Annotated in this window: 24 protein-coding genes; 4 read left to right on the top strand and 20 right to left on the bottom strand. The window is 71.8% G+C overall.

All coding sequences use genetic code 11. The annotated features are described in order from the left end of the window. Positions 1 to 102: 102 nt before the first annotated feature. From ACIQVL_RS49140 to ACIQVL_RS49180, 9 genes are all read right to left on the bottom strand, one after another. Positions 103 to 1,107, bottom strand: a complete 1,005-nt coding sequence (locus ACIQVL_RS49140) for a methionine synthase II (cobalamin-independent)-like protein (protein ID WP_403441327.1) — start codon at positions 1,105 to 1,107, stop codon at positions 103 to 105. A 4-nt stretch (positions 1,108 to 1,111) separates the two neighbouring features. Further along, on the bottom strand, positions 1,112 to 1,576 hold the full coding sequence (locus tag ACIQVL_RS49145; protein ID WP_403441324.1) for a heme-binding protein: 465 nt from the start codon (positions 1,574 to 1,576) through the stop codon (positions 1,112 to 1,114). Then, positions 1,573 to 2,358 (bottom strand): alpha/beta fold hydrolase, encoded by a 786-nt coding sequence (locus ACIQVL_RS49150; protein ID WP_403478969.1) that lies wholly within the window; start codon positions 2,356 to 2,358, stop codon positions 1,573 to 1,575. Before ACIQVL_RS49150 ends, ACIQVL_RS49145 begins: the two co-directional genes overlap by 4 nt. A gap of 25 nt (positions 2,359 to 2,383) precedes the next feature. Further along, positions 2,384 to 2,755, bottom strand: coding sequence for a VOC family protein (locus ACIQVL_RS49155; RefSeq protein ID WP_391382302.1), 372 nt, complete (start codon positions 2,753 to 2,755; stop codon positions 2,384 to 2,386). Further along, entirely contained in the window at positions 2,752 to 3,522 is a 771-nt protein-coding gene (locus tag ACIQVL_RS49160) for a fumarylacetoacetate hydrolase family protein (RefSeq protein WP_403478970.1), read from the bottom strand. Before ACIQVL_RS49160 ends, ACIQVL_RS49155 begins: the two co-directional genes overlap by 4 nt. Beyond that, positions 3,519 to 4,967: an NAD-dependent succinate-semialdehyde dehydrogenase gene (locus tag ACIQVL_RS49165; RefSeq protein ID WP_403478971.1), complete on the bottom strand. Its 1,449-nt coding sequence runs from the start codon at positions 4,965 to 4,967 to the stop codon at positions 3,519 to 3,521. Before ACIQVL_RS49165 ends, ACIQVL_RS49160 begins: the two co-directional genes overlap by 4 nt. A 32-nt stretch (positions 4,968 to 4,999) precedes the next feature. After that, positions 5,000 to 5,920 (bottom strand): VOC family protein, encoded by a 921-nt coding sequence (locus tag ACIQVL_RS49170; protein WP_403441311.1) that lies wholly within the window; start codon positions 5,918 to 5,920, stop codon positions 5,000 to 5,002. A 103-nt stretch (positions 5,921 to 6,023) separates the two neighbouring features. After that, on the bottom strand, positions 6,024 to 6,935 hold the full coding sequence (locus ACIQVL_RS49175; protein WP_403441308.1) for a LysR family transcriptional regulator: 912 nt from the start codon (positions 6,933 to 6,935) through the stop codon (positions 6,024 to 6,026). A gap of 111 nt (positions 6,936 to 7,046) precedes the next feature. Continuing rightward, positions 7,047 to 7,640, bottom strand: a complete 594-nt coding sequence (locus ACIQVL_RS49180) for a carboxymuconolactone decarboxylase family protein (protein WP_403478972.1) — start codon at positions 7,638 to 7,640, stop codon at positions 7,047 to 7,049. A gap of 187 nt (positions 7,641 to 7,827) precedes the next feature. Between ACIQVL_RS49180 and ACIQVL_RS49185 the strand changes: the two genes are divergently transcribed. From ACIQVL_RS49185 to ACIQVL_RS49195, 3 genes are all read left to right on the top strand, one after another. Further along, positions 7,828 to 8,232 carry a cupin domain-containing protein gene (locus tag ACIQVL_RS49185; protein ID WP_403441302.1) on the top strand — a complete coding sequence of 135 codons (405 nt, stop codon included), beginning with the start codon at positions 7,828 to 7,830 and terminating at the stop codon, positions 8,230 to 8,232. Between the two features lie 130 nt (positions 8,233 to 8,362). Next, on the top strand, positions 8,363 to 8,785 hold the full coding sequence (locus tag ACIQVL_RS49190) for an SH3 domain-containing protein (RefSeq protein ID WP_403441300.1): 423 nt from the start codon (positions 8,363 to 8,365) through the stop codon (positions 8,783 to 8,785). A 194-nt stretch (positions 8,786 to 8,979) separates the two neighbouring features. Then, positions 8,980 to 9,744 (top strand): DUF2690 domain-containing protein, encoded by a 765-nt coding sequence (locus ACIQVL_RS49195; RefSeq protein ID WP_403441297.1) that lies wholly within the window; start codon positions 8,980 to 8,982, stop codon positions 9,742 to 9,744. A gap of 56 nt (positions 9,745 to 9,800) precedes the next feature. On the opposite strand, the gene ACIQVL_RS49200 is transcribed toward ACIQVL_RS49195, so the two are convergent. The 7 genes from ACIQVL_RS49200 to ACIQVL_RS49230 form a co-directional block, all read right to left on the bottom strand. Then, the gene (locus tag ACIQVL_RS49200; protein ID WP_403478973.1) at positions 9,801 to 11,126 is read right to left on the bottom strand and encodes an MFS transporter; all 1,326 of its coding nucleotides are present in this window, start codon (positions 11,124 to 11,126) and stop codon (positions 9,801 to 9,803) included. A 233-nt stretch (positions 11,127 to 11,359) separates the two neighbouring features. Continuing rightward, positions 11,360 to 12,310, bottom strand: a complete 951-nt coding sequence (locus tag ACIQVL_RS49205; protein ID WP_403441291.1) for a catechol 2,3-dioxygenase — start codon at positions 12,308 to 12,310, stop codon at positions 11,360 to 11,362. Next, positions 12,291 to 13,409, bottom strand: coding sequence for a 4-oxalomesaconate tautomerase (locus ACIQVL_RS49210; RefSeq protein ID WP_403478974.1), 1,119 nt, complete (start codon positions 13,407 to 13,409; stop codon positions 12,291 to 12,293). The genes ACIQVL_RS49205 and ACIQVL_RS49210 overlap by 20 nt, the downstream gene beginning before the upstream one ends. Continuing rightward, positions 13,406 to 14,110: a 4-carboxy-4-hydroxy-2-oxoadipate aldolase/oxaloacetate decarboxylase gene (locus tag ACIQVL_RS49215; RefSeq protein ID WP_403441285.1), complete on the bottom strand. Its 705-nt coding sequence runs from the start codon at positions 14,108 to 14,110 to the stop codon at positions 13,406 to 13,408. Before ACIQVL_RS49215 ends, ACIQVL_RS49210 begins: the two co-directional genes overlap by 4 nt. Beyond that, positions 14,107 to 14,862 carry a PIG-L deacetylase family protein gene (locus ACIQVL_RS49220; RefSeq protein WP_403441282.1) on the bottom strand — a complete coding sequence of 252 codons (756 nt, stop codon included), beginning with the start codon at positions 14,860 to 14,862 and terminating at the stop codon, positions 14,107 to 14,109. The genes ACIQVL_RS49215 and ACIQVL_RS49220 overlap by 4 nt, the downstream gene beginning before the upstream one ends. A gap of 52 nt (positions 14,863 to 14,914) precedes the next feature. Next, complete coding sequence (locus tag ACIQVL_RS49225) at positions 14,915 to 15,565, bottom strand: GntR family transcriptional regulator (RefSeq protein WP_403441279.1); 651 nt, start codon at positions 15,563 to 15,565, stop codon at positions 14,915 to 14,917. A 116-nt stretch (positions 15,566 to 15,681) separates the two neighbouring features. Then, positions 15,682 to 16,539: a LysR family transcriptional regulator gene (locus ACIQVL_RS49230; protein ID WP_403478975.1), complete on the bottom strand. Its 858-nt coding sequence runs from the start codon at positions 16,537 to 16,539 to the stop codon at positions 15,682 to 15,684. Between the two features lie 140 nt (positions 16,540 to 16,679). Between ACIQVL_RS49230 and ACIQVL_RS49235 the strand changes: the two genes are divergently transcribed. Then, positions 16,680 to 17,486 (top strand): EamA family transporter, encoded by an 807-nt coding sequence (locus ACIQVL_RS49235; protein ID WP_403478983.1) that lies wholly within the window; start codon positions 16,680 to 16,682, stop codon positions 17,484 to 17,486. A gap of 92 nt (positions 17,487 to 17,578) precedes the next feature. Here ACIQVL_RS49235 and ACIQVL_RS49240 read toward each other — a convergent pair whose 3' ends face one another. The 4 genes from ACIQVL_RS49240 to ACIQVL_RS49255 all read right to left on the bottom strand — a co-directional run bounded on the left by ACIQVL_RS49240 (position 17,579) and on the right by ACIQVL_RS49255 (position 21,288). Then, the gene (locus ACIQVL_RS49240) at positions 17,579 to 18,763 is read right to left on the bottom strand and encodes an NAD(P)/FAD-dependent oxidoreductase (RefSeq protein ID WP_403478976.1); all 1,185 of its coding nucleotides are present in this window, start codon (positions 18,761 to 18,763) and stop codon (positions 17,579 to 17,581) included. Next, positions 18,760 to 18,957: a ferredoxin gene (locus ACIQVL_RS49245; protein WP_359223486.1), complete on the bottom strand. Its 198-nt coding sequence runs from the start codon at positions 18,955 to 18,957 to the stop codon at positions 18,760 to 18,762. Before ACIQVL_RS49245 ends, ACIQVL_RS49240 begins: the two co-directional genes overlap by 4 nt. Before the next feature lie 34 nt (positions 18,958 to 18,991). Beyond that, positions 18,992 to 20,224, bottom strand: coding sequence for a cytochrome P450 (locus ACIQVL_RS49250; protein WP_403478977.1), 1,233 nt, complete (start codon positions 20,222 to 20,224; stop codon positions 18,992 to 18,994). 338 nt (positions 20,225 to 20,562) lie between these two features. Next, positions 20,563 to 21,288: a response regulator transcription factor gene (locus tag ACIQVL_RS49255; RefSeq protein ID WP_403441269.1), complete on the bottom strand. Its 726-nt coding sequence runs from the start codon at positions 21,286 to 21,288 to the stop codon at positions 20,563 to 20,565. Between the last annotated feature and the right edge of the window lie 252 nt (positions 21,289 to 21,540).

Raw genomic sequence — 21,540 nt, forward strand, 5'->3', positions numbered from 1 at the left:
GGGGGGGCCGGGGGTGTTGGGGGGGGGGGGGGCGGCCGCGCGCGGGGGGGGGGGGGGGGGGGGGGCCGCCCCCCCCCACGACGGACCCGCGGACGAGAACGCTCAGAACTCGTTGCCCCAGCAGTACCGGGCGATGGTCTCGACCAGTACGAGCTTGCGGTGTTGGTCCTCCGCGGTCAGCAGGGGCCGCGATGCCACGTCGGCGAAGCCCCGCGAAGGGGAAACGGCGCCGTCCTCCAGGTCCTTGAGCTCACCGACCTCGTCGATCCGGGACATCACCGTGTCGATGTCCTCCAGCTCCGGCACCGTCGCGTCGACCACCCCCAGGCAGAAGTCCCGGTCGTCCGGCAGGGCCCTGACCAGGTCGAGTTCGGCCTGCGTGCCCTGGTCGAACGGGAGGATCCAGCGGTCGGCGCCGATGCCGGCGTACAGCTGCTCGGCGCGGGCCCGGTCCACCTCGGCCGGGGCCGACCAGCCGGGGGCGACGCCGATGCGGACGCTCTCCGGGCGGTCGTCCAGGCGTACCGCGAGCGCGTCGACCGCCAGCGCGTCCGCGAAGGACAGGGCGCCGGGGTCGGCCGGGCCGGTGCTCAGCTGGGCCAGCAGGAGGGGGTTGGTGAGCTGGATCAGGCGGACGCCCTTCGAGACCAGCAGCTCGATCTCGGCGCGCACGATCTCCGCGAGGGCCTCGCCCAGCTCCCGGGCCGAGGAGATGCCGAGGCCCGGCTGGAAGGTGGTGGCCGCCAGGTACGCGGGGGAGGGCAGGGTGGCCTTCGGGGCGATCACCGTCAGGTCGGCGAGCTGGGCGGCCCGGTCGGCGAGCAGCGGGCCGTTGGCCTTGGGCAGGGATTCGGCGACCCAGCGGACCAGGCCGTCCGGGGCCGCCCCGTCGGTACGGCGGAATCCCGACACGCCGTCGAGGACCGCGCTGCGGAAGTCCTCGCGGGGGAAGTCGCCGTCGGTGACGACGGTGGAGCGCAGCTTGCGCTGGTAGGCGACCGCCTCCCGGACCGCCGCGTCGACGGCCTCCGGGTCGGCGGTGGACAGGCCGGCCGGGCGGACCAGGCTGCCGTGGTGGTCGATGCGGTAGTTGAACGTGTCCGCCATCGTGTCAGTCCCTTCCGCCGGAGCCGGTGACGCCCCACGCGGCGAACTCCAGCTCGTAGCCGAGCGCCTTCAGGACCTCCTCGGCGATCCGCTGGTCCTCGTCCGCGGTGCCGCCGGCGATGCCGAGCCCGCCGATGATCTCGCCGTCCTTCTTGATGGTGACGCTGCCCTCGGCGGCCATGATGGGGAGGGCCGCGCCGGGCAGCTGGGAGAGCTGGGCGAAGAAGACCGGCTGGCTCTCCTGCCACTTTTTCAGCATGGGTCCCGGGCGCTGCATGACGGCCGCCGTGTAGGCCTTCGCGCGGGCGATGTCGGGGGTGAGCGGGCGGGCGCCGTCGGGGCGGCGGATGGCGATCGGGAAACCGCCGGCGTCCACGACCGCGACGCTCACCGCCTTGCCGATCTCCAGGGCGCGCTGGTGGGCGGCGCCGATGATCTCCTCGGCGGCGGCCAGGGTGAGGCTGGTCATGCTGCTTCCTTCGGTGCGGTGAGGGTGCGGCGGAGCCGGGCGACGGCGGCGTTGTACCGCTCGGGCGTCTCCCAGTACATGGAGTGCGGGGCGTCCGGGACGATCTCCAGGTGGGAGCCGGGGAGCAGTTCGTGGGCGCGGGTGACGGTCTTGACGCCGAGGACGGCGTCCTTCTCCCCGGCGAGGAAGGCGACCCGCACGCCGGAGGCCCGGATCTCGTCCAGGGTCGGGCCGTCGGTGTCGAGGTTGCGCAGGTCCTGCATCCTGGCCACGTTGAACGTGCCCATCTGCTGGAAGAGGAAGGTCAGGTCGGCCCGTTCCCGCTGGAACGGTTTGGTCAGCAGGCGGTCGATGACGGGGAGCCTGACGGCCTCCGCGCGGTCGGCGGCGGCCAGTTCGCGCAGTTCGGGGTGGCTGATGCCGCCGAGGGAGTGGCCGAGGACGACCGAGGTGACCCGCTCGGGGCGGAGCAGCCCGGCCCGCAGGGCGGCGACGGAGCCGATGGACTGGCCGACCAGCATGGCGTCGGTGATGTCCTCCTGGTCGAGGACGGCGACCACGTCGCCGGGGAAGTCCTGGCCGTCGAACTCCGCCATGGAGGAGTCGGACTTTCCGAAGCCGCGCAGGTTCACGGTGAGGACCGTGAACTCCTCGCGCAGTGCGGCCACCTGCTGCCACCAGGCGGCGTGGTGGCCGCCGCTGCCGTGTACGAAGAGGATCGCCGGGCCGCTGCCGTGGCGCTCGTAGTAGATGGCGGTGCCGTCGGAGTCGGCAATGGGCATGGGGTGAACTCCCGTACTGATGCGCTTAGTTGGGGCGACGGCTGTGGTGGACGAGTTCGATCATGGTGTGGTCGGGGTCGTGGATGTAGCAGAACTTGGACTGGTTCTCGGGGCGTTCGATCGGCCGGGTGTGCCGGATGCCCAGCTCCTTGAGGTGGGCGAGGAAGTCGTCCCAGTCGTCGACCTCGACGGCGAAGTGGTAGGGCGCCATGCGCTCCATCTCCTCGACAGGGGTGAAGTGCAGGTCGAAGTTGCCCCGGGTCATCAGCACCACGCGGGTGTTCGACTTGGGCATGATGCGCTTCATCCCGAAGACCTTGGTGTACCAGGCCGCGGTGCGGTCGGGGTCGGTGGTGGGGAAGTTGACGTGGTGGATGTAGCGGGGTTCCGCGGTCATGAGTGGTTGCCTTCCAGGTGTACGGGGTTGGACAGCACGCCGATACCGCTGATGGCCACCTCGACGGTGTCGCCGGGGTCGATCTGGCACGTGGACTCGGCGCCCATCCACAGCACGTCACCGGGGTGCAGGGTGATGTGCCGGGTGATCTCGACGATGTAGTCGTAGGGGTCGAAGACCATGTCCCCGGTCGGGAACGCCGCGCGCACCTCGCCGTTGACCCGGAGCGTGGTGGTCTGGGCGAGGGCGTCGACGTCGGTCTCGATCCACGGGCCCATCGGCTTGAACGTGTCGCTGTTCTTGCTGCGCCAGAACGTGCGGTCCTGGTGCTGCCAGGTGCGGGCGCTGACGTCGTTGCCGATGGTCCAGCCGAAGACCGACTTCCGGGCGTCGTCGTGCGTGGCGTGCCGGACCGTGCGGCCGATGACGGCGACGAGTTCGGGTTCGGCCTCGAAGCGTCCGGTCACCCCGGCCGGCTTGACGATCGGCGAACGGTGGCCGGTGAGCGCGTTGTTGGCCCGGTAGCCGACCTCGGGACGCTCGGGCGCCGCGGCACCGGCGTGCGCGATGTGCCGGGGGTAGTTGTAGCCGACGGCGTAGAACACGCCCGGCACGACGGGCGGCAGCCAGGTGGCACCGGCGACCGGGATCGTGCCGAGGACGTCGGGCTCACCCTCCAGCGGCGGCCCGGAGAGCAGCTCGACGCGGGACTCCCCCACCCGGCCCCAGACCGCCCGTCCCTCCACCGAGACTCGCGCGTACCTCATGGCGTCAACAGGTGCGAGACGCGCTTGGTGATCAGGTACGCGTCCAGCGCCTCGGGGCCGCCCTCCCGGCCGTACCCGCTGTCCTTGACCCCGCCCGAGGGTGCCTCGTGGACCGAGCCGCCGCAGTGGTTGATCGAGAGGATGCCTGCCTCAAGACCGTCGGAGAGCCGCTCGGCGGTCGCTGCCGACCTGGTGAAGCCGTAGGCGGCCAGGCCGTACGGCAGGGCGTTGGCGGTGGCCAGGGCGTCGTCGAGGTCGCCGAAGGGCACGATCGGCGCGAGGGGCCCGAACGGCTCCTCGGAGAGCAGGTCCGCGTCCGCCGGTACGTCGGTGAGGACCGTCGGGGCGAAGAAGTAGCCGGGGCGGTCGAGCCGTTCGCCGCCGGTACGGACCGTGGCTCCCTTGGTCACCGCGTCCGCCGTCAGCCGCTCGATCGCCCGCAGCCGGCGCTCGTTCGCGAGGGGGCCCATGGTGGTGCCCTGCGCCAGTCCGTCGCCGACGACGACCGACTCGGCGGCCTTCACGAACGCGGCGGTGAAGTCCTCGACCAGGGACTCGTGGACCAGGAAGCGGCTGGGCGAGGTGCAGACCTGGCCGGCGTTGAAGAACTTGGCCTGGGCGGCGCGGCGGGCAGCCTGTCCGGGGTCGGCGTCGGCGCAGACGACGACCGGGGCGTGGCCGCCGAGCTCCATCAGGGTGGGCTTCATGACCTTGCCGGCCTCGGCCGCGAGGAGCTTGCCGACGGGCACCGAGCCGGTGAAGGCGATCATGCGGGTGACCGGGGAGGCGATGAGGTGGGCGGAGACCTCGGCCGGCTCGCCGAAGACCAGGCTGAGGACCCCGGCGGGCAGTCCGGCGTCGGCGTAGCACTCCACCAGGGCGGCGGCCGTGGCCGGGGTCTCCTCGGACGCCTTGATGATCAGCGAGCAGCCTGCCGCGAGGGCCGAGGAGATCTTGCGGTTGGGGCCGCCGACCGGGAAGTTCCAGGGCACGAAGGCGGCGACGGGGCCGATGGGTTCGCGGCGGACGGTGAGGATCGTGCCGGGCGCGGACGGGATGATGCGGCCGTACGCGCGCCGGGCGTCCTCGGTGTGCCAGCGCAGGGTGTCGGCCGTGCGCCGGGCCTCGCCCGTCGACTCGGCGAGGGTCTTGCCCTGCTCCAGGGTCATCACGCGGCCGATGCCCGGGGCGCGTTCGGCGATGAGGTCGGCGGCCCGGTCGAGGATCGCGGAGCGCCTGGCGATCGAGGTCGCACGCCACACCTTGAACCCGTGCTCGGCGGCTTCGAGTGCGCGGTCGAGGTCGGCGGGGGTGGCGAGGGGGACCTCGCCGATCGTCTCCTCGGTGGCGGGGTTGACGACGGGGGCGGTCCGTCCGGAGCCGCCCTGGCACCACTCGCCCGCTATGTGCATGCGGACGGCGGGATAGCCGTGGTCGGTGGTCATGAAGGGGTGCCCTCTCAGGTTCGGGACCGGGGTCAGGACGCGCTGGGGGCTTCCTGGTCGCGGTTGGTGCGCAGGGCCCAGATGTGGTGCGGCGGGGTCGTCTCGTGAACCCGGGTGCCGTACTTCTCGTCGGCGCGGTCCATGTCGGCGGCGTACTCGACGCGGCCGCCGCACGGGGCGTGCAGGAAGCGGAAGACGTTGGAGCCGATGGTGTGCCGGCCGAGCCTGCGGGCCTCCCGCCAGCCCTGCTCGATCATGTGGTTGCCGCCCTCGATCACGTCGTCGAAGCCGGGCACCTCGTAGGCGATGTGGTTGATCCCCGCCTTGTCGGGGCGGTGGCACAGCAGCATGGTGTGCTGGTCGTCGTCACCGGGTGCCTGCAGGAAGACGCCCATCGGCTCGACCACGTCGGTCGGGCGGAACCCGAGCCGGTCGACGTAGAAGCCGACGGCCCTCTCGCGGCCCTCCTTGGGGATGTTCAGGGCGACATGGCACATGCGCAGCGGGCGGACCCGGGTGATCGGCTCCAGGGCGGTGTTCCAGCGGGTGACGCTGCCGAGCGTGTTGGCCGGACGGGGTGTGACCGGGGCGGGTGTGGGGCGGGCCAGGGTGAGGCCGACGCCGAAGCCGGTCTCGTCGACGGTGTGGTGGACGCCGTCGGCGCTCTCGCGGACCGCGCGGTCCCGGCCCGCCTCCGCCACCAGCCGCGCCAGTTCCTCGGGGGTGTCGACGCCCCAGACGACCTCGCGCAGCGTGGGACCGCTCTCGACGGGGGCCGGAAGCAGCGGCGACGGCCGGGTGTCGAGGTGCAGGGTCTGGCCGGTGCGGGGCTCGAACACCGCGTGCTCGTCGGTCCGTTCCACCATCGACAGCCCGAAGTCGTCGAAGAACCGGACGCATTCGCCGAGGTCGTCGACGGCGTAGGTGACCGATTCGATTCTCTGGATGCCCATGGATTCCTCGTTTCCGGGTCGCTTCGCGAGCGTAGATTTCGGCCGGCGAGGGCCTCAATGGCGTGAGTGGTACGGAATGCGCAAGCGTTTCTTGCGGCTTGCGCTACGACCGGATCGCGGGAATCGGGTTCTGCGCGAACCACCCGGCGAGGAAGTCCAAAAAGACGCTGATCTTGCGCGGGGTGTCCTGCCCGGGTCCGTAGATCGCGTACAGCGGGCGGTCGGGTACGGCGAGGTCGGGCAGCAGCACCTGGAGGGCGCCGGAGACCAGGTCGTCGTAGACCGGGCGCTGGGGCAGCAGGGCAATGCCGCGGCCGTGCACCGCCGCCTTCTGCAGGGCGATGTAGGAGTTGGACGAGAACGCGATGTTGCGGATCTTGTGCAGGGTGCTGGTGTGCCCGTGGCCGATCCGCCAGACCGGGTCGTTGAGGTGGACCAGGCAGTCGTGGGCGGCGAGGTCGTTCGGGTGGTCGAGCGTGCCGCACCGCTCGATGTACTCCGCGGAGGCGCACAGCACGAACGGCAGCGAGGCGATCTTCTTCAGCCGGACGCTGGAGTCCCTGAGGTCCCGGGTGTGGAAGGCGACGTCGAATCCGCTGTCCAGGAAGTCGTAGGTGCGGTCCGACATCCCGCCGAGTTCGAACCTCACCTGGATCTTCGGATGCGTCGCCGAGAACGCGGCGATGGCGTCCCCGAGGTCGAGGCTGCCTATCCACTTGGGGCAGATGACGCTGAGGGTGCCCTCGGGCCGGTCGTGGAGCTGGGCGATGCCGGCGTCCTCGGCCTCGATCTCGTCGAGGATGCGGGCGGCGAACTCGGCGTAGCGCTGGCCGGGCTCGGTCAGGCTCACGGAGCGGGCGGTGCGGTTGACCAGGCGTACGCCGATCTGCCGCTCCAGCTCCGCCACGTGCCGGGACACCAGGGAGCCGGACGAGCCGAGTTTCTTCGCGGCCCCGCTGAAACTGCCGACCTGGGCGACGGTCACGAAGCTGTGCATGAGGAGCAAGCGGTCCATTTTTCCTCCGAACGCGCGTGCGGCTCGCTCGCGCTGGTCACCCACACAAATCGACTGTCGGCAATTCTGTCAACGGCTCTTCGCTTAAAAGATCGGCCGCGTTTCTCATGGTCAGGCCGTGGATCGGGCTTCTGACGGGGTGATCCGGCGGTAGCCGCGGACGTCCGGGAACGGCGGCTCCCGGTCAGCCTGGAGGTCCACCTGGAAGGTGTTCAGGCACATGCCGAGCATGGTGAAGTTGCCGAGCGCGCCGATCGTGTCGACGAGCCCCTTGGGGCCGAAGTGCGCCAGGGCGCGGGCGAAGGTCGCGTCGGTGACGAAGTGCTCCTCCAGGACCTCCCGGCAGAACTGGTAGAACGCCTGGTCGGTCTCGTCCTCGAAGACCGCCTCGCGCTTCTCGGCGATGGCCGCCACGGCCGCTTCCGGGATGCCGGCCTCGATCGCCTGGCGGACGTGGGCGTTCCAGGAGTACTGGGCGTCCCAGTTGCGCGCGGCCATCAGGAGGGTGAGTTCGCGCAGGTGCTCGGGGAGGCTGCAGTCGAAGCGGGCGAAGGCGCCGAGGGACTCCGCGCGTTCGCACATCTCCGGGCTGTGCAGCCAGACCCGGAACGGGCCGCGGACGGCGCCGCGGCGGCCCGCGATCCGGGCGGCCAGCTCCTGCTGGCGGGGGTTCATGTCGTCTTCGCTGAGAACGGGGAGCCTCATGGGGCCGGTACCTGCCTTCTCCTGGGCGGCCGTGGATTGCCGGGTGAGGACGCTACAGCCGCTCCGCGGCCGCTCACACCTCCCGGAGCGCAAGGTAAAACTGCACGCCAGGGGGCACCCGTTCGCGCCCGCGCGGCCTAGCGTCGGTCGGCGTATCACGCACGTCGTAGTGGAGAGGAACCCCCGGATGACCACGATCATCAAGGCCGCGTCCGTGCCCCTGCTCGACCGGGGCGGCGCGGTCGCGTCGACACCGCTGATCACCACCCCGTCCGCGGGTGGCGAGAACCTCGTCACCAGCGGGATGAGCGTCTACCCGGTGGGCTCCGGGGCGCCGTTGCACTCGCACAACTGCGACGAGCACGTGACCGTCCTGGAGGGCGAGGCGGAGGTGTGGGTGGACGGCGAGGTGACCCGGCTGACCCGGTTCGACACCACGTACGTCCCGTCCCCCGTCCCCCACCTGTTCCGCAACGTCGGTGACACCCCGCTGCGGATCCTGTGGGTGTATTCGTCGGGGTACGTCACGCGGACCTTCACGGCCACGGGAAAGACGGTCGAGCACCTGTCGGCCGAGGACCAGATGGGCTGAACCGGCGGCGGCCTGGGACGTCCCAGGCGTCCCAGGGCACGAGGGGACGACATGGTGCGGGTTCGGCACGGAAACGCTCCGACTCGTGATCACGCTTCGTGGTCACGAGCACGACAGCACGGAGGTTTCCATGTCCCGTCGGATCCTGAAGAACGGCCTGCTGGCCACGGTCGCGGTGTTCGCGTTCCTGCCCACGGCCGGGGCCGCCACCGCGAGCGCCGCCACCCCGATCCCCGCGCCCCAGGGAATCGTGCAGTACTACAACTACACCACCCTGCCCGCGCCGGCCGGCCACCGCCTCCACACCCGGCACTACACCTACCGGACCGTGGGCCGGGTCGCCACGCACCGCGTCCGGCTCAACGTCCGCTCCGGCCCGAGCACCCGCTACCGCGTGGTGAGCCACCGCCACAACAACCGGCTCGTCCCGCTGACCTGCAAGACCTACGGCGGCTCGGTGCGCGGCAACCACACCTGGTACCGGCTCCCGCACCACAAGGGGTACGTCTCCGCGCACTACGTCCGGGTCGGCCACGCCGTCCCGTGGTGCTGACGGGCCGTCACCGCCGCACTCCCTGATCGCAGAGGCCTGTTCGGGAACCCGCGTTCCCGAACAGGCCTTCGACATGCACCCCCCGATTCACCGTCTTCACACCTGTTCGCCGATTGCGGGCCCGGTCCCGATGGGAAGCCATTCCGACAACAGGGGCGAAACGCCCATAGCGTAATGAAGTCGAGGCACGCAACATGCCGCACTCCGAAGGAGCGAGAACCACCCCATCGGACGAGTCGCCGGCGGCGAGGCTGCGCGAACTGAAGGAGCGTACGGGACTGAGCCTCGCGGCGCTGGCCGCCCGCACCCCGTACAGCAAGTCCGCGTGGCACCGCTATCTGTCCGGTGACAAACGGCCGCCGCGGGCGGCCGTGGAGGCCCTGGCCCGGCTCGCCGGCGCCGATCCCGCCGCCGTACTGGCGTTGTGCGAGGCACCCCAGGAGCCGCCGGTCGCCGAGCCGCCCCGGGAGCGAGGGCCGGCGGAGCGGTGGTGGCGGCTGCCGCTGACCGCGGTCGCGCTGCTCGCCGTGGCCGGGGTGACGGCGGCGGCCATGACCGTCTCGGACCGGCGCGGTACGCCGGGCGTGCAGCCGGTGTCGGCGGCGCCGCGCTGTCACGGCCGTGCCTGCCAGGGCGAGTTGCCGGACGCGTCGGCGTGCGACCGGGACGCGCGGACCAAGAGCCGTGTCACCGGCGTCGCCTACGACGTCCGGCTGCGCTGGTCCCCCGCCTGCGGCACCGCCTGGTCCGAGGTGCGGCTGCACACCCCGGTCGCGCGCGAGGTCTCGGTCCGGGCCGGGGAGGACGTCCTCTCGGCGAGCTATCCCGCCTCGGACTCGGTCGGCTACACCAGCCCGATGCTCGCCGTGCCGGCACCCCGGGGCGTGGAGGCGTGCGCCGAGGTGGCGGGACAACTGGCGTGCACGGGACTGGAGGCGGAGCCCACCGGGGAACCGTAAGGAGGCGCCGCGCCCGTGGAAGGAGCGCGGCGCCGGACCGGTCCGGGGGGGACCGGTCAGTGGGCGGCGACCAGCTTCTCCCGGTCGTTGCCGGCCTGCGGCTGCCGGGCCGAGCGCAGGGCGGCGATGCCGATGAACACCATCGAGGAGACACCGGCCAGCGCGAAGGCGGTGAAGCCCCAGTCGCCGTTGCCCGCGGCGAGCAGCTGGCCGCCGAGCCACGGACCGAAGACCGCGCCGAAGCGGCCCATGCCGGAGGTCCAGCCGACGGCGGTGGCGCGGTTGTCCGGGGTGGAGCGGATGGAGACGGTCGCGTAGATCATCGTCTGGGCGCTGTTCAGGAAGACGCCGGTGAGGAAGACGACCAGGGTGGTCACACCCATCGGCATGTGGACGCTGAGCAGGTAGACGCCGACGGCGGTGAGGGCGAACCAGACCGCCGCGATGCGCGGGGCGCCGAACCGGTCGGCGGCGCGGCCCGCGACCAGCATGCCGACGATGCCGCCGAGGTTGAAGACGACGACGAAGGTGAGGGCGTTGGCGAGTGCGTAGCCCTCGGTGCGCATCAGGGTCGGCAGCCAGGTGGCGACGCCGTAGACCAGGAGCAGGCCGCCGAAGGAGGCCAGCCAGTACAGCAGGGTCTGCAGCCACTCGCCGCCGCGGAACAGGGCGAGCAGCGCGTCCCAGCGGTCGGCGGCGGTCTTCCTGTCGGCGACGGCGGGCAGTTCGACCTCGTAGCGGTCGGCCAGGGCGGTGGCCTCTTCGGTGCGGCCCTTGGCGACCAGGAAGCTCAGCGACTCGGGGAGGAGCTTCAGCAGGACGGGGACGAAGAGCAGCGGGAGCACGCAGACCCAGAAGGCGGAGCGCCAGCCGAAGGGGTCGATCAGCCACTTGGCGACGTAGGCGGAGAGGATGCCGCCCGCGTGGTGGGCGGTCATCAGCACGCCGATGGTGAGGGCGATCCGGCCGCTCTTGGCGTAGTCGGAGACCATGCTGATCGCGGTCGGCAGCAGCCCGCCGAGGCCGACGCCGGCCAGGGTCCGGCCGAGGCCGAAGACCGCGAGGCTCCCGGAGACGGCGCAGATGCCGGAGGCGAGCGAGAACAGGGTGACGCAGGCGACCATCAGCTGCTTGCGGCCGATCCGGTCGGCGACCGTGCCCGCGGTCAGGGCGCCCACCAGCATGCCGAAGGTGGCGTAGGAGCCGAGGTCGCCGGCCTCGTCCGGGGTGATGCCGAAGGTCTTCGTCTCCAGCAGGTGGGGCAGCACCGAGCCGTAGATGAACATGTCGAGGCCGTCGAAGAGCACGGCCAGCCAGCACAGGCCGACGACCAGCAGGGCCAGTCTGCTGCCGCGCGCGGACAGGGCGGTTGAGGAGGACATCTTTGTTTTCCTCTCGTCCAGGATGCGTTCCCTGGAGGGGAAGCGGTAGAGGGGGTCGAGGCGGCTCGTGCGGCTGACCCGTGGTGCGTAGACGCTAAGGATCGACGGGGGAAAACGTCAACACTTTTGTCAACAATCACAGCAACAATCCGGACTCCCGCAGGTGGCAAGGGGGGTGGGCGACGCGCGCTGTGGCGCGTCACCCACCCCCCTGCTGCCCGCCGTGCCCCGGTTCAGCCGACCGGTGGTGTCCCGTGGGTGTGGAAGGACTCGATCGTCTTGAGACCCCAGGCCTGGCCCCTGGCGCGTTCCGCCTCGGTCCAGGTGACCAGCGGCCAGTCGGGGGCCAGCACCAGCCGGGTGAGCGGGTTGCACAGCTCGATGCGGTTGCCGCCCGGCTCGTAGACGTACAGGAAGAACGTCTGCTGGATGGCGTGCTTGTGCGGGCCGGTCTCGATGAACACGCCGGTGTCGATGGCGAGGTCGGCCGCGCGCAGGATGTCCTCGCGGGTGTCGGTGGCGAAGGCGATGTGGTGCAGCCGCCCGGTCGAGCCGGTCCAGTCGGACGTGTAGACGACGTCGTACGACTTGTGGGTGAAGGTCAGCCAGCGCGCCGCGATCGTCCCGTTGTCGAGCCGGACCTGCTCGGTGGAGCGGGCCCCGAGGACCTGTTCCTGGAACTCGGCGTTGGCGAGCACGTCGGCGGCGAGGAAGTTGATGTGGTCCAGGCGGCGCACGCCGACGCCGCGGTTGGGCTTGGCCTGCGGCTGGTTCTTCAGCGCGGGCTTCAGTTCGCCGGGGGCACGGTAGTGCTCGCTCTCCCAGTAGAGGGCGTGCTCGTGACCGTCCGGGTCGGTGGTCACGTACAGCTTGCCGAGGCCGGGCTCGTCCTCCGCCCAGTGGCCGCTGCCGCCCGCGTCCTCGACCGCCTTGATACGGCGGTTCAGGGCCTCCTCACTGGAGGTGCGCAGGGCGAGCCGGCCGAGGCCGGGCCGGTCGCGGGCGGTGAGGACCAGGCTGTGGTGCTCGTAGTCGTCGTACGTGCGCAGGTAGACGGTGTCGCCGTCCTGGCCGTTGACGGTCAGTCCGAGGTAGTCGGTGAAGAAGGCGACGCTGGCGTCCAGGTCCGGGGTGAACAGCTGGGCGTGGCCGACATGGGCGATGTCACCGAGGGGCGGAGCCATCGTTGCCTCCTTGAGGTCGTGCGGGCAGGGCGGCGGCACGCGGGAAGACGGTGCCGTCGAAGATCTTGCGGGCGGTGCGGACGACCGCGGTGCGCCGGACGGCCGGCGGGGAGCCCTCGGAGCCCGGGTCGACGCTGGTGTCGATCTCCAGGAATCCGGTGGGGTGTTCGATGCGGATGCGGTCGCCGTGGACCGGGAGCCGGGCGATCCCCTCCGCCACGCTGCCGGGCAGCCTGAGCCCCGCGGCCACGCTGGCGGCACCGAGGACGCCGATCGAGGTGTGGCAGCGGACCGGGATGAAGGTCCGGGTGGTGACCGCGCCGCCGTCGCGGGGCGGTGCGAGCAGGCTGAGCTTGGGCACGGTGGCGGTCTCGACGTCGCCGAGGCCCATCAGCTTCCCCGCCGCCAGCCGGATCTCGTGGAGGCGGTCGGCGAGGGCCAGGTTCTCCTCCAGGTCCTTCGGTGCCTCGTAGCCGCTGACACCGAGGTCGCCGGCCGCGATGAGCACGGTCGGCATGCCGTTGTCGACACAGGTCACCGCCGTGCCCGCGACGGTGTCGCGGACGTTGCCGGTGGGCAGCAGCGGGCTCCCGGCGGCCGGGAACTCGATCACCACCGGGGCGGCCGTGCCGGGCACCCCGGAGATCTCGGCGTCCCCCGTGTAGTCGACGCGCCCGTCCGGGGTCGGGAAGGTGGCGACGGCCCGCTCCCCCGTGTTGAGCATCCGGATCCGTACCGAGGTCCCACCGTCACCGGCGGCCACGAGCCCCCGCTCCACGGCGAACGGCCCGACCCCGGCGAGGATGTTCCCGCAGTTCTGGCGATCCGTCACTTCCGGCCGGTCGACGGCGACCTGGAGGAAGAGGTAGTCGACGTCCGCCTCCGGGTCGTCCGCCGCCGAGACGACCGCGACCTTGCTGGTGAGGGGGTGCGCCCCGCCCAGGCCGTCGATCTGCCGGGGGTCGGGGCTGCCCATCACCCGCAGCAGCAGATCGTCCCGGGCGGCGGGATCGGCGGGCAGGTCATCGGCCAGGAAGTACGCGCCCTTGGAGGTGCCGCCGCGCATCAGCATGCAGCGCACCTCCACGGGCCCGGTCATGCGCCCTGCTCCTCGTGCTCGTCGTACGTCCGGTACTCGACGCCGAGCCGCTGGAGGGTCTCGCGCAGCCCGTACCGGTCGAGGCCCAGCTGGCCCTCGACGAACGCGGCGCGGGTGGCGGCCTCCTTGGCCTCGCGGGCCTCGGACTTCTCGGCCGTCTCGCGGACGCGCTCGCGGGGTACGACCACGACCCCGTCGTCGTCGGCGAGGACGGCGTCGCCCGGACGGATCACCTGGCCGTCGATCGCGATGGGCACGTTGACCGAGCCGCCGGTGGCCTTCACCGTGCCCTGCGAGGAGACCGCCCGGGACCAGGCGGCGAAGCCCATGTCGCGCAGTTCCTGGGTGTCGCGGATGCCGGTGTTGAGGACGACCCCGCGCACCCCGCGCTGCTTCAGCGCGGTCGCGAACAGCTCGCCGAACAGCCCGTCCGTGCAGGGCGAGGTGGTGGTGACGACCAGGATGTCACCCTCGCCGCACTGCTCGACGGCCGCGTGGATCATGAGGTTGTCGCCGGGCCAGCTGAGCACGGTGACGGCCGTGCCCGCCACCCGTACGCCCTGCTGGACCGGGCGGATACCCGGGCCCAGCAGACCGGTCCGGCCCATGGCCTCGCTCACGGTGGCGACGCCGAACCCGGCGAGGACGTCGACGTCCTTCAGCTCCGCCTTCGGCGGGTTGGTGACGATCACGCCGCTCATGCCAGCTCCTTCGCGATCTGCGGGAACGGCCGCATGAACGCCTCGGCCATGGTGTTGTGGGCCAGGCCCAGGTTGGGTCCGGCGTTCCGCTTGAGCTGGACGCCCCGGCGGACGGCGAGGTCGGTGTAGTAGGCCCACAGGTGCTGCTGGGCGCCGAGGCACTCCATCGCCTTGCGCTTGGTCTCCCAGACCTCGGTGATGTCGAGCAGGACCTCGGGCCGGAAGCCGCTCATCTCGGGCTGGTGCGGCTCGAAGTAGAAGACCGGCGGGGCGCCGATGATGTCGCCCGCGCCGGGGTAGCCGATGGCCTGCGCGAGGATGCGGGCCTCCAGGGCCATGCGGTTGGCGGCCGGGTGGTCGCCGTTGTAGGGGTCCTCGACGGGGTGGGTGAGCACGACGTCGGGCTGGGTGTCGCGGTAGACGGCGACCAGCTGGTCGGTCAGCTCGGCGGTGGCGACCAGCGGGTAGTCTCCGGCGTCGAAGAAGCGGACCTCGGCGCCGAGAGCGGCGGCGGCCTTCTCCGCCTCCTCCCGGCGTATCGCCTTGATCTCCGCGAGGTTCCTGCCCTCGCGCCATGCCTTGGCGGACTCGCCGCGCTCGCCGAAGGTCAGACACGCGATGGTGACCTTCTCGCCCCGGGCCGCGGCCAGGGCGATGGCTCCGCCCGCCCGCCACACGAAGTCCCCGGCGTGCGCGGTGACGACCAGGGTGGATCGCGGTGGAGTGGTGGCCGGCGCGTTGGCGTGCGTCATTGAAGAACTCTCCTTGGTGGACAGGTGTGCGCCCACCCGGCCCCGGGCGTGCTCAGTCGCGCAGTGCTTCGATCACGCTCGTGAGGTGGGCGCGGACGGCCGCCTCGGCCGCCTGCGGGTCCCTGGCCCTGATCGCCTCGATCATCGCCAGGTGCTCGCTCAGGGAGTGCTGCGGACGTCCCGGGCGCAGCGCCAGCTGGAAGCGGTGCCGCACCAGCTGGGCGTTGAGCCGCTCCAGCAGCTCCACGGCCGTCTGCTGGCCGGAGATCACCCGGATCCTGGCGTGGAGTTCCTGGTTGAGCTCGGAGTAGGTGACCGGTTCGCCGTCGGCGACGGCCTTGGTCATGGCCGTACCGAGGTCCGCCAGGTCGGCGAGCTGCTCGTCGCTGGCCGCGACGGCCGCCTTGGAGGCGCAGAGTCCCTCCAGGACCATGCGGCACTCCGTGATGGCGACCGCTTCCTCCACGGTCACCACCCGCACCCGCGAACCGCGGTTGCGGATCCGCTCGACCAGTCCCTGCGCCTCCAGATCGATCAGCGCCGCACGGATGCTGGCCCGTGTCACACCGAACTCCTCGGCGAGCTCGTTCTCCACCAGCCGCTGGGCCGGGGCCATCTCGCCGTGCAGGATCGCCTGCCGCAACAGCGTGAACGCATGCTGCTTGGCCTGCTCTCCGGTGCTCGGACGGGCTTCCTTCGGCATTGCGCCCTCCCTGAGTGAGTGCCTGTCGAACGTAAATCTAGCCAAACAAGATTGTCAACAATTTTGTCTGCCGTATTGCCGCCGTAATCCGCGTACGCGTTCCGGCGGACGCGCGCTCAGCCGGTGCGGTACAGCTCGCTGAGCAGTTCGAGAACCGCCTGCTGGGCTGGGTGCGGATCGTCCCGCCACCAGGCCAGCCGGACGGCGACCGGTTCGGCGTCCCGCACCGGCCGGTAGACGATGCCGGGCCGCGGGTACTGGTTGGCGGTCGACTCCGCGGTCACGCCGATGCCGCGTCCGGCGGCGATCTCGGTGAGCCAGTCGTCGACGTCGCGGATCTCCTCGACGACGGGGCGCGCGTCGGGCGGCCACAGCTCGGGGGTGGTGGTGCCGGTACGCCGGTCGACGAGCAGGATCCGGCCACCGATGTCGGCGAGCCGTACGGAGCGGCGCCGGGACAGCGGATCATCGGCGGCCAGGGCGCACAGCCGCCGTTCCAGCCCCACGATGGCCGAGTCGAACCGCCGGTCCTCCAGCGGCCGCCGCACGACGGCGAGATCGCAGGCCCCCTCACCGAGCCCGGCGAACGCCGAGTTCACCCGGATCAGATGCAGGTCGATCCCGGGGTGCGCCGCATGCCACCTCCGCTGGAAGGCGACGGTGTGCCGCCCCACCGCCGACCAGGCGTAGCCGATCCGCAGCCGGGTGTGCCCGGAACCGGCCTCCTGGACCAGGTCGGCGACGTCCGCGAGCACCCGCCGGGCCCGCTCCACCACCCGCAGCCCGGTCGCCGTCGGTGTCACCTCGCGCGAGGTGCGCCGCAACAACCGCACGCCGAGGGCCCGTTCCAGCCCCGCCAGGGTCCTGGAGACGGCCGCCTGGGACACCCCCAGGGCGATCGCCGCGTCGGTGAAGGTGCCCTCGTCGACGATGGCGACGAGACAGCGCAACTGCCGCAGCTCGACCTCATCCATGCGCACAGCGTATAGATCCCCGGGCGCATGCATTTTGCGCAACACTCGGACGGACGGACTCTGCTGCCATGCGACGAGTCCTCGAACGCCCGGCCCCCTCCTCCGCGCCGTCGGCCGCCGCGCCGGTGCGGCTGTCCGGCGTGGCGACCATGTTCGGCAGCGGCCTGTCCAACCAGACCGGCGCGGCCATCGGCTCCCTCGCCTTCCCCGTGCTCGGCCCGCTCGGCGTGGTGGCGGTACGGCAGTACGTCGCCGCCCTCGTCCTGATCGCCGTCGGCCGCCCCCGCCTGCGTGAGTTCACCTGGCGGCAGTGGTGGCCGGTACTGCTGCTCGCGGTGGTCTTCGGCACCATGAACCTGACCCTGTACACCGCGATCGACCGCATCGGCCTCGGCCTGGCGGTCACCCTGGAGTTCCTGGGCCCGCTGAGCATCGCACTGGCCGCGTCCCGCCGTCGGCTGGACGCGGGGTGCGCGGTGCTGGCGGCGGCGGGAGTGGTGGTGCTGATGCGCCCGCAGCCCTCGACGGACTACGCGGGGATGGCGCTGGGCCTGGTGGCCGCGTGCTGCTGGGCGTCGTACATCCTGCTGAACCGGCTCGTCGGCCGGCGCGTGCCCGGGGCCCAGGGATCAGCTGCGGCCGCGTCCGTATCGGCGCTGACGTTCCTGCCGATCGGGGCCTTCGTGGCGCTACGCCACCCGCCGACGGCCGGGGCGATCCTCTGCGCGGTGGCGGCAGGAGTCCTGTCGTCGGCGGTCCCGTACCTGGCCGACCTCCTCACCCTCCGCAAGGTCCCGGCCCAGACCTTCGGCCTGTTCATGAGCGTCAACCCGGTCCTGGCGGCGGTGGTGGGGTGGGTGGTGCTGGGGCAGGGGTTGGGACTTCCGGAGTGGGCGGCGATCGGCGCGGTGGTGGCTGCGAACGCCGTAAGCCTCACGCCCCGTTAGGGGCGCGGGGCTGTATCGATGTGCGGCTCCGCCGCGTGGGCGCGACCAGCCCCCACCGGCCCGCAGCTCACCCACAACCGAGTCCCCCCGGCTCACCGGACCGCCTCCTTCCAAGCCACCCCCGCCGCGACCGCCTGTCGCCACCCCCGAAGCACCTTCGGCGCCACCCCCACCGCAAGCACCCCGCTCAGCCGCTCCCCCGTCCGGTACGCGGCCACGAACCGCCCCTCCGCCAACTCCCCCTCCACGACCCGCACTTCCTCGTGTCCCCGCAGATACCCGTACGCCTGGATCTTCATCTCGTACTGGTCGGACCAGAAGTACGGCACCGGCGCGAACGCCTTGCGCGCCCCGGGGTTGAGGAGGTTGCGAGCCGCGGCCATGCCCTGTTCGGCGGCGTTCGTCCGATGCTCGATCCGCATCGAGACCCCGAACAGCGGGTTGTACCAGCGGGCCACGTCCCCGGCCGCGTACACTCCCCCAGCCTCCGGCCGGGGGGACCCCCAGGCCGCCTCGCAGTACTCGTCGCAGACGACACCGTCGCCCACCGCGAGCCCGCTGTCGGCCAGCCACTCCGTGTTCGGCAGGGAGCCGATCGCCACCAGCACCTCGTCGGCCTCGATCTCCTCCCCGTCGGCGAGCCGCACCCCGTCCTCGGTCACCTCGGTGACACCGGTGCCGGTGCGCAGGTCCACGCCCCGCTCCAGGTGGGCCCGGGACAGCACCCGTCCCACCTCCGCGCCGACCGCGTGCGCGAGCGGCACCGGCGCGGGTTCAAGGAGCGTCACCCGGGCACCGAGCTTCCAGGCGACGGCGGCGGCCTCGGCGCCGAGGAACCCGGCACCGACCACCACCAGCCGCCGCCCCGGCCCGAGCCGCTCCCGCAGGGTCAGTGCGTCGTCGAGGGTGCGCAGCACATGGGCCCCCTCCCCCGGCAGCCGGCGCGGCCGCACCCCCGTGGCCAGGATCAGCCCGTCGTACGCCAGTTCCGAGCCGTCGGCCAGACGCACCGTACGGTCCGCCACGTCCAGTCCGACGGCCGCCGTCCCGAGCCGCAACTCCAGTCCCAGGGCGTCGAGTTCCACGGGTGCCCGCAGCGACACCCGCTCCGGCGCCCACTCGGCCGACAGCACCTGCTTGGACAGCGGCGGCCGGTCGTAGGGCAGGCGGGGTTCGTCGCCGACGAGGGTGAGGGTGCCGTCGTAGCCCTCGCGGCGGAGCGTCTCGACCGCCGCGAGCCCGGCGGCGGAGGCGCCGACTACCAGGATCCGGTTCACTTCTCCGCCAGCCGGATCGCGGCGGCCGGGCAGATCGCGACGGCCTCGCGGACGTCGTCGAGGGCCTCCTCGGCCGGGTTCTCGTCGATCACGAAGGCGATGCCGTCCTCGTCCCGCTGGTCGAAGACCTCGGGGGCGACGAGCACGCACTGCCCGGACGCGACGCACTTCGGTTCGTCCAGTTCCACATGCATGGTGTTCTCCTCGGTTTTCTCTGGGGGGGTGGGGTCACCAGGTGACAGGGAGTTCGTAGACGCCGTACACGCCGCCGTTGTGCTTGAAGGGGAGGTCGTTGACGTCGGCGGCGAGCCGGAGGGTGGGGATGCGGCGGTAGAGGGTGCCGTAGACCACCTGGAGTTCCATCCGGGCCAGTGGCTGGCCCAGGCACTGGTGGACGCCGAAGCCGAAGGCGACATGGCGGCGGGCGTCGCGCGTCAGGTCGAGGCGGTCGGGGTCGGCGAAGACCTCGGGGTCGCGGTTGGCGATCTCGCCGGGCATGATCACGCCCTCGCCGGCCCGGATCACCTGCCCGCCCACCTCGATGTCCGCAAGGACCGCGCGGCGCCGGCCGCTGTGCACGATGCTCAGGTAGCGCAGCAGTTCCTCGACCGCGGCGGCGACGGCCCTGGGGTCGTCGGTGTCGCGCAACAGGGCGAGCTGCTCGGGGTGTTCGAGCAGGGCGAGGGTGCCGAGCGCGATCATGTTGGCGGTGGTCTCGTGCCCGGCGAGCAGCAGCAGGACGCCCATCTGCGCGGCGCCCAGCCGGGTCAGCTCGCCGGCCCGGACGCGGGCCACGAGACCGGAGAACAGGTCGTCGGCGGGGTGCTCCATCTTCTCGCCCATCAGCCGGTCGAGGTACTCGACGAGCCTGCCGTGGGCGGCCGTCCGGTCCTCGACGGAGGTGTCGCGGCTGATGAGGAGCCTGCTGTTCTCCTGGAAGAAGTCGTGGTCGTCGTAGAGCACGCCGAGCAGCGCGCAGATGACCAGCGAGGGCACCGGGAGCGCGAAGGCCTCGACCAGGTCGGCGGGGTTGGGTCCGGCCAGCATCTCGTCGATCAGGTCGTCGACGATCTTCTGCACGGCCGGCCGCAGGGCGTCGACGCGCTTGATCGCGAACGGCGCGGTGACCATGCGGCGCAGCCGGGCGTGCTCGGGGTCGTCCATCATGATGAAGCTGGCGTTGTTCCCGCCGTCGGCGACCGGCATCTGCAGCGGATATCCGGGCCGGGTGAGATCGGCGCTCAGCCGGGGGTCGAGCAGCACGGCGCGCTGGTCGGCGTACCGGGTGAGCAGCCAGTAGTCCTTGCCGTCCCAGAGCCGCACCTTGGTGAGGGGGCCCTCCTCCTGGGCGGCGGTCAGGGCCGGGGGCGGGTCGAAGGGGCAGCGGGCGGCCCGGGGCATCGGGTAGTCGGGGACCTGCGCGGCCGGGCCGGGCCCGGGGTCCGTCAGGGTGTCGGCCATCTCTGTCTCCTCGGGGTGGGGGGACTCCGCTCGCGGCGGAGCGCCGGGACGATGGGTGCGAGGCCTCGATGAGCACATGCAAACAGGTAGGACTGACCGGTTCCGGTCAGTTTCCTGACAGTCGGCTGACGTGGCCCAGATCACGTCGCAGGACCGTCGCCGTAAACGACGCATCAGTGGCAGATGCCATGAACTTCCGTATGCCTGATGGATGTTGACGTGTCGTGGCTCGCATCCCGGGCACACCCGGAGACCTGTACACAGCTGCCCCGACGCGCGCCCGCGGCCGGTCGGCAGGGCCGTCCGCGCATTTGCTCCAGGATTCCATCGCGAACTGTTCATCCGTCGCCCGACGGCTCCCCCAGCCAGTAGCCGAAGCCCCGGCGGGTGTGGATCAGCGCGGACCCGTCCCGGTCCACCTTGCGTCTGAGCCGGGACACCAGTTGCTCGATGGCGTTGTCGCCCCGGAACTCGCCCCAGACGTACCGGCTGATCTGCTCCTTCGACAGCACCTTGTGCGCGTTGACGAGGAGGTGGCGCAGCAGCCGGTACTCGGCGGGCGTGAGGTCGAGGTTGCGGCCGTCGCGGCGGGCCCGGCAGGTGCGGTCGTCCAGGACCAGGTCGGCGTGGTCCAGCACGCTCCCCCACCGGCCGCCGTCGCCCCGGTCCCGGAGCAGCACCTTCACCCGGGCGAGGACTTCGGCGATCCGGAACGGCTTGGTGACGCAGTCCCGCTCGCCGGCGCCGAGTTCGGGCACCAGCCGGGCCAGTGAGTCGCAGTCGGCCAGCAGCAGGACGGGCGGCCGGTAGGCGGGCTTGAACCGGCCGCCCCGGGCGAGGTCGTCGAGGCCGGGCAGTTCTGCGTCGATGACGACGAGGTCGAACCGGCGCTCCGTGAACCGCCGCACCACCTCGGCGCCGCTGTCCGCGAGGGCGATCCGGTAACCCGCCAACTCCAGTGTGGTGGCGAGGAGTTCGGCGATGTCCGGGTCACCGGCGGCGACCAGGAGCTGTTGTCCGCTGCCACGGGCGAGCACCTGGGGTGCCGGGGAGCTGCCGTACATGGGAGCCGTCCCTTCGTGAGCGCCGGGCAATTCGCTTGCTTGACTCAAGTAAGCCACATATGCTTGCCTAACTCAAGTAATCGGGGTCGCTCTGAGCGGAGGTCACCCCGAGGGTCCGCCCGACGGCGGGCCCGGGCGCCGGACCCGTGGGGACGGGTACCGGCGCAGCCCTCGGGCCGGCACCCCGGCCCACTCCCCCCGGCCCGGCAGCCGGCCCGAGGGCACCCACCGCAACCGCACCACCCCCGGGCG

The organism is Streptomyces sp. NPDC090499, assembly GCF_044769305.1.
Taxonomy (GTDB): Bacteria; Actinomycetota; Actinomycetes; order Streptomycetales; family Streptomycetaceae; genus Streptomyces.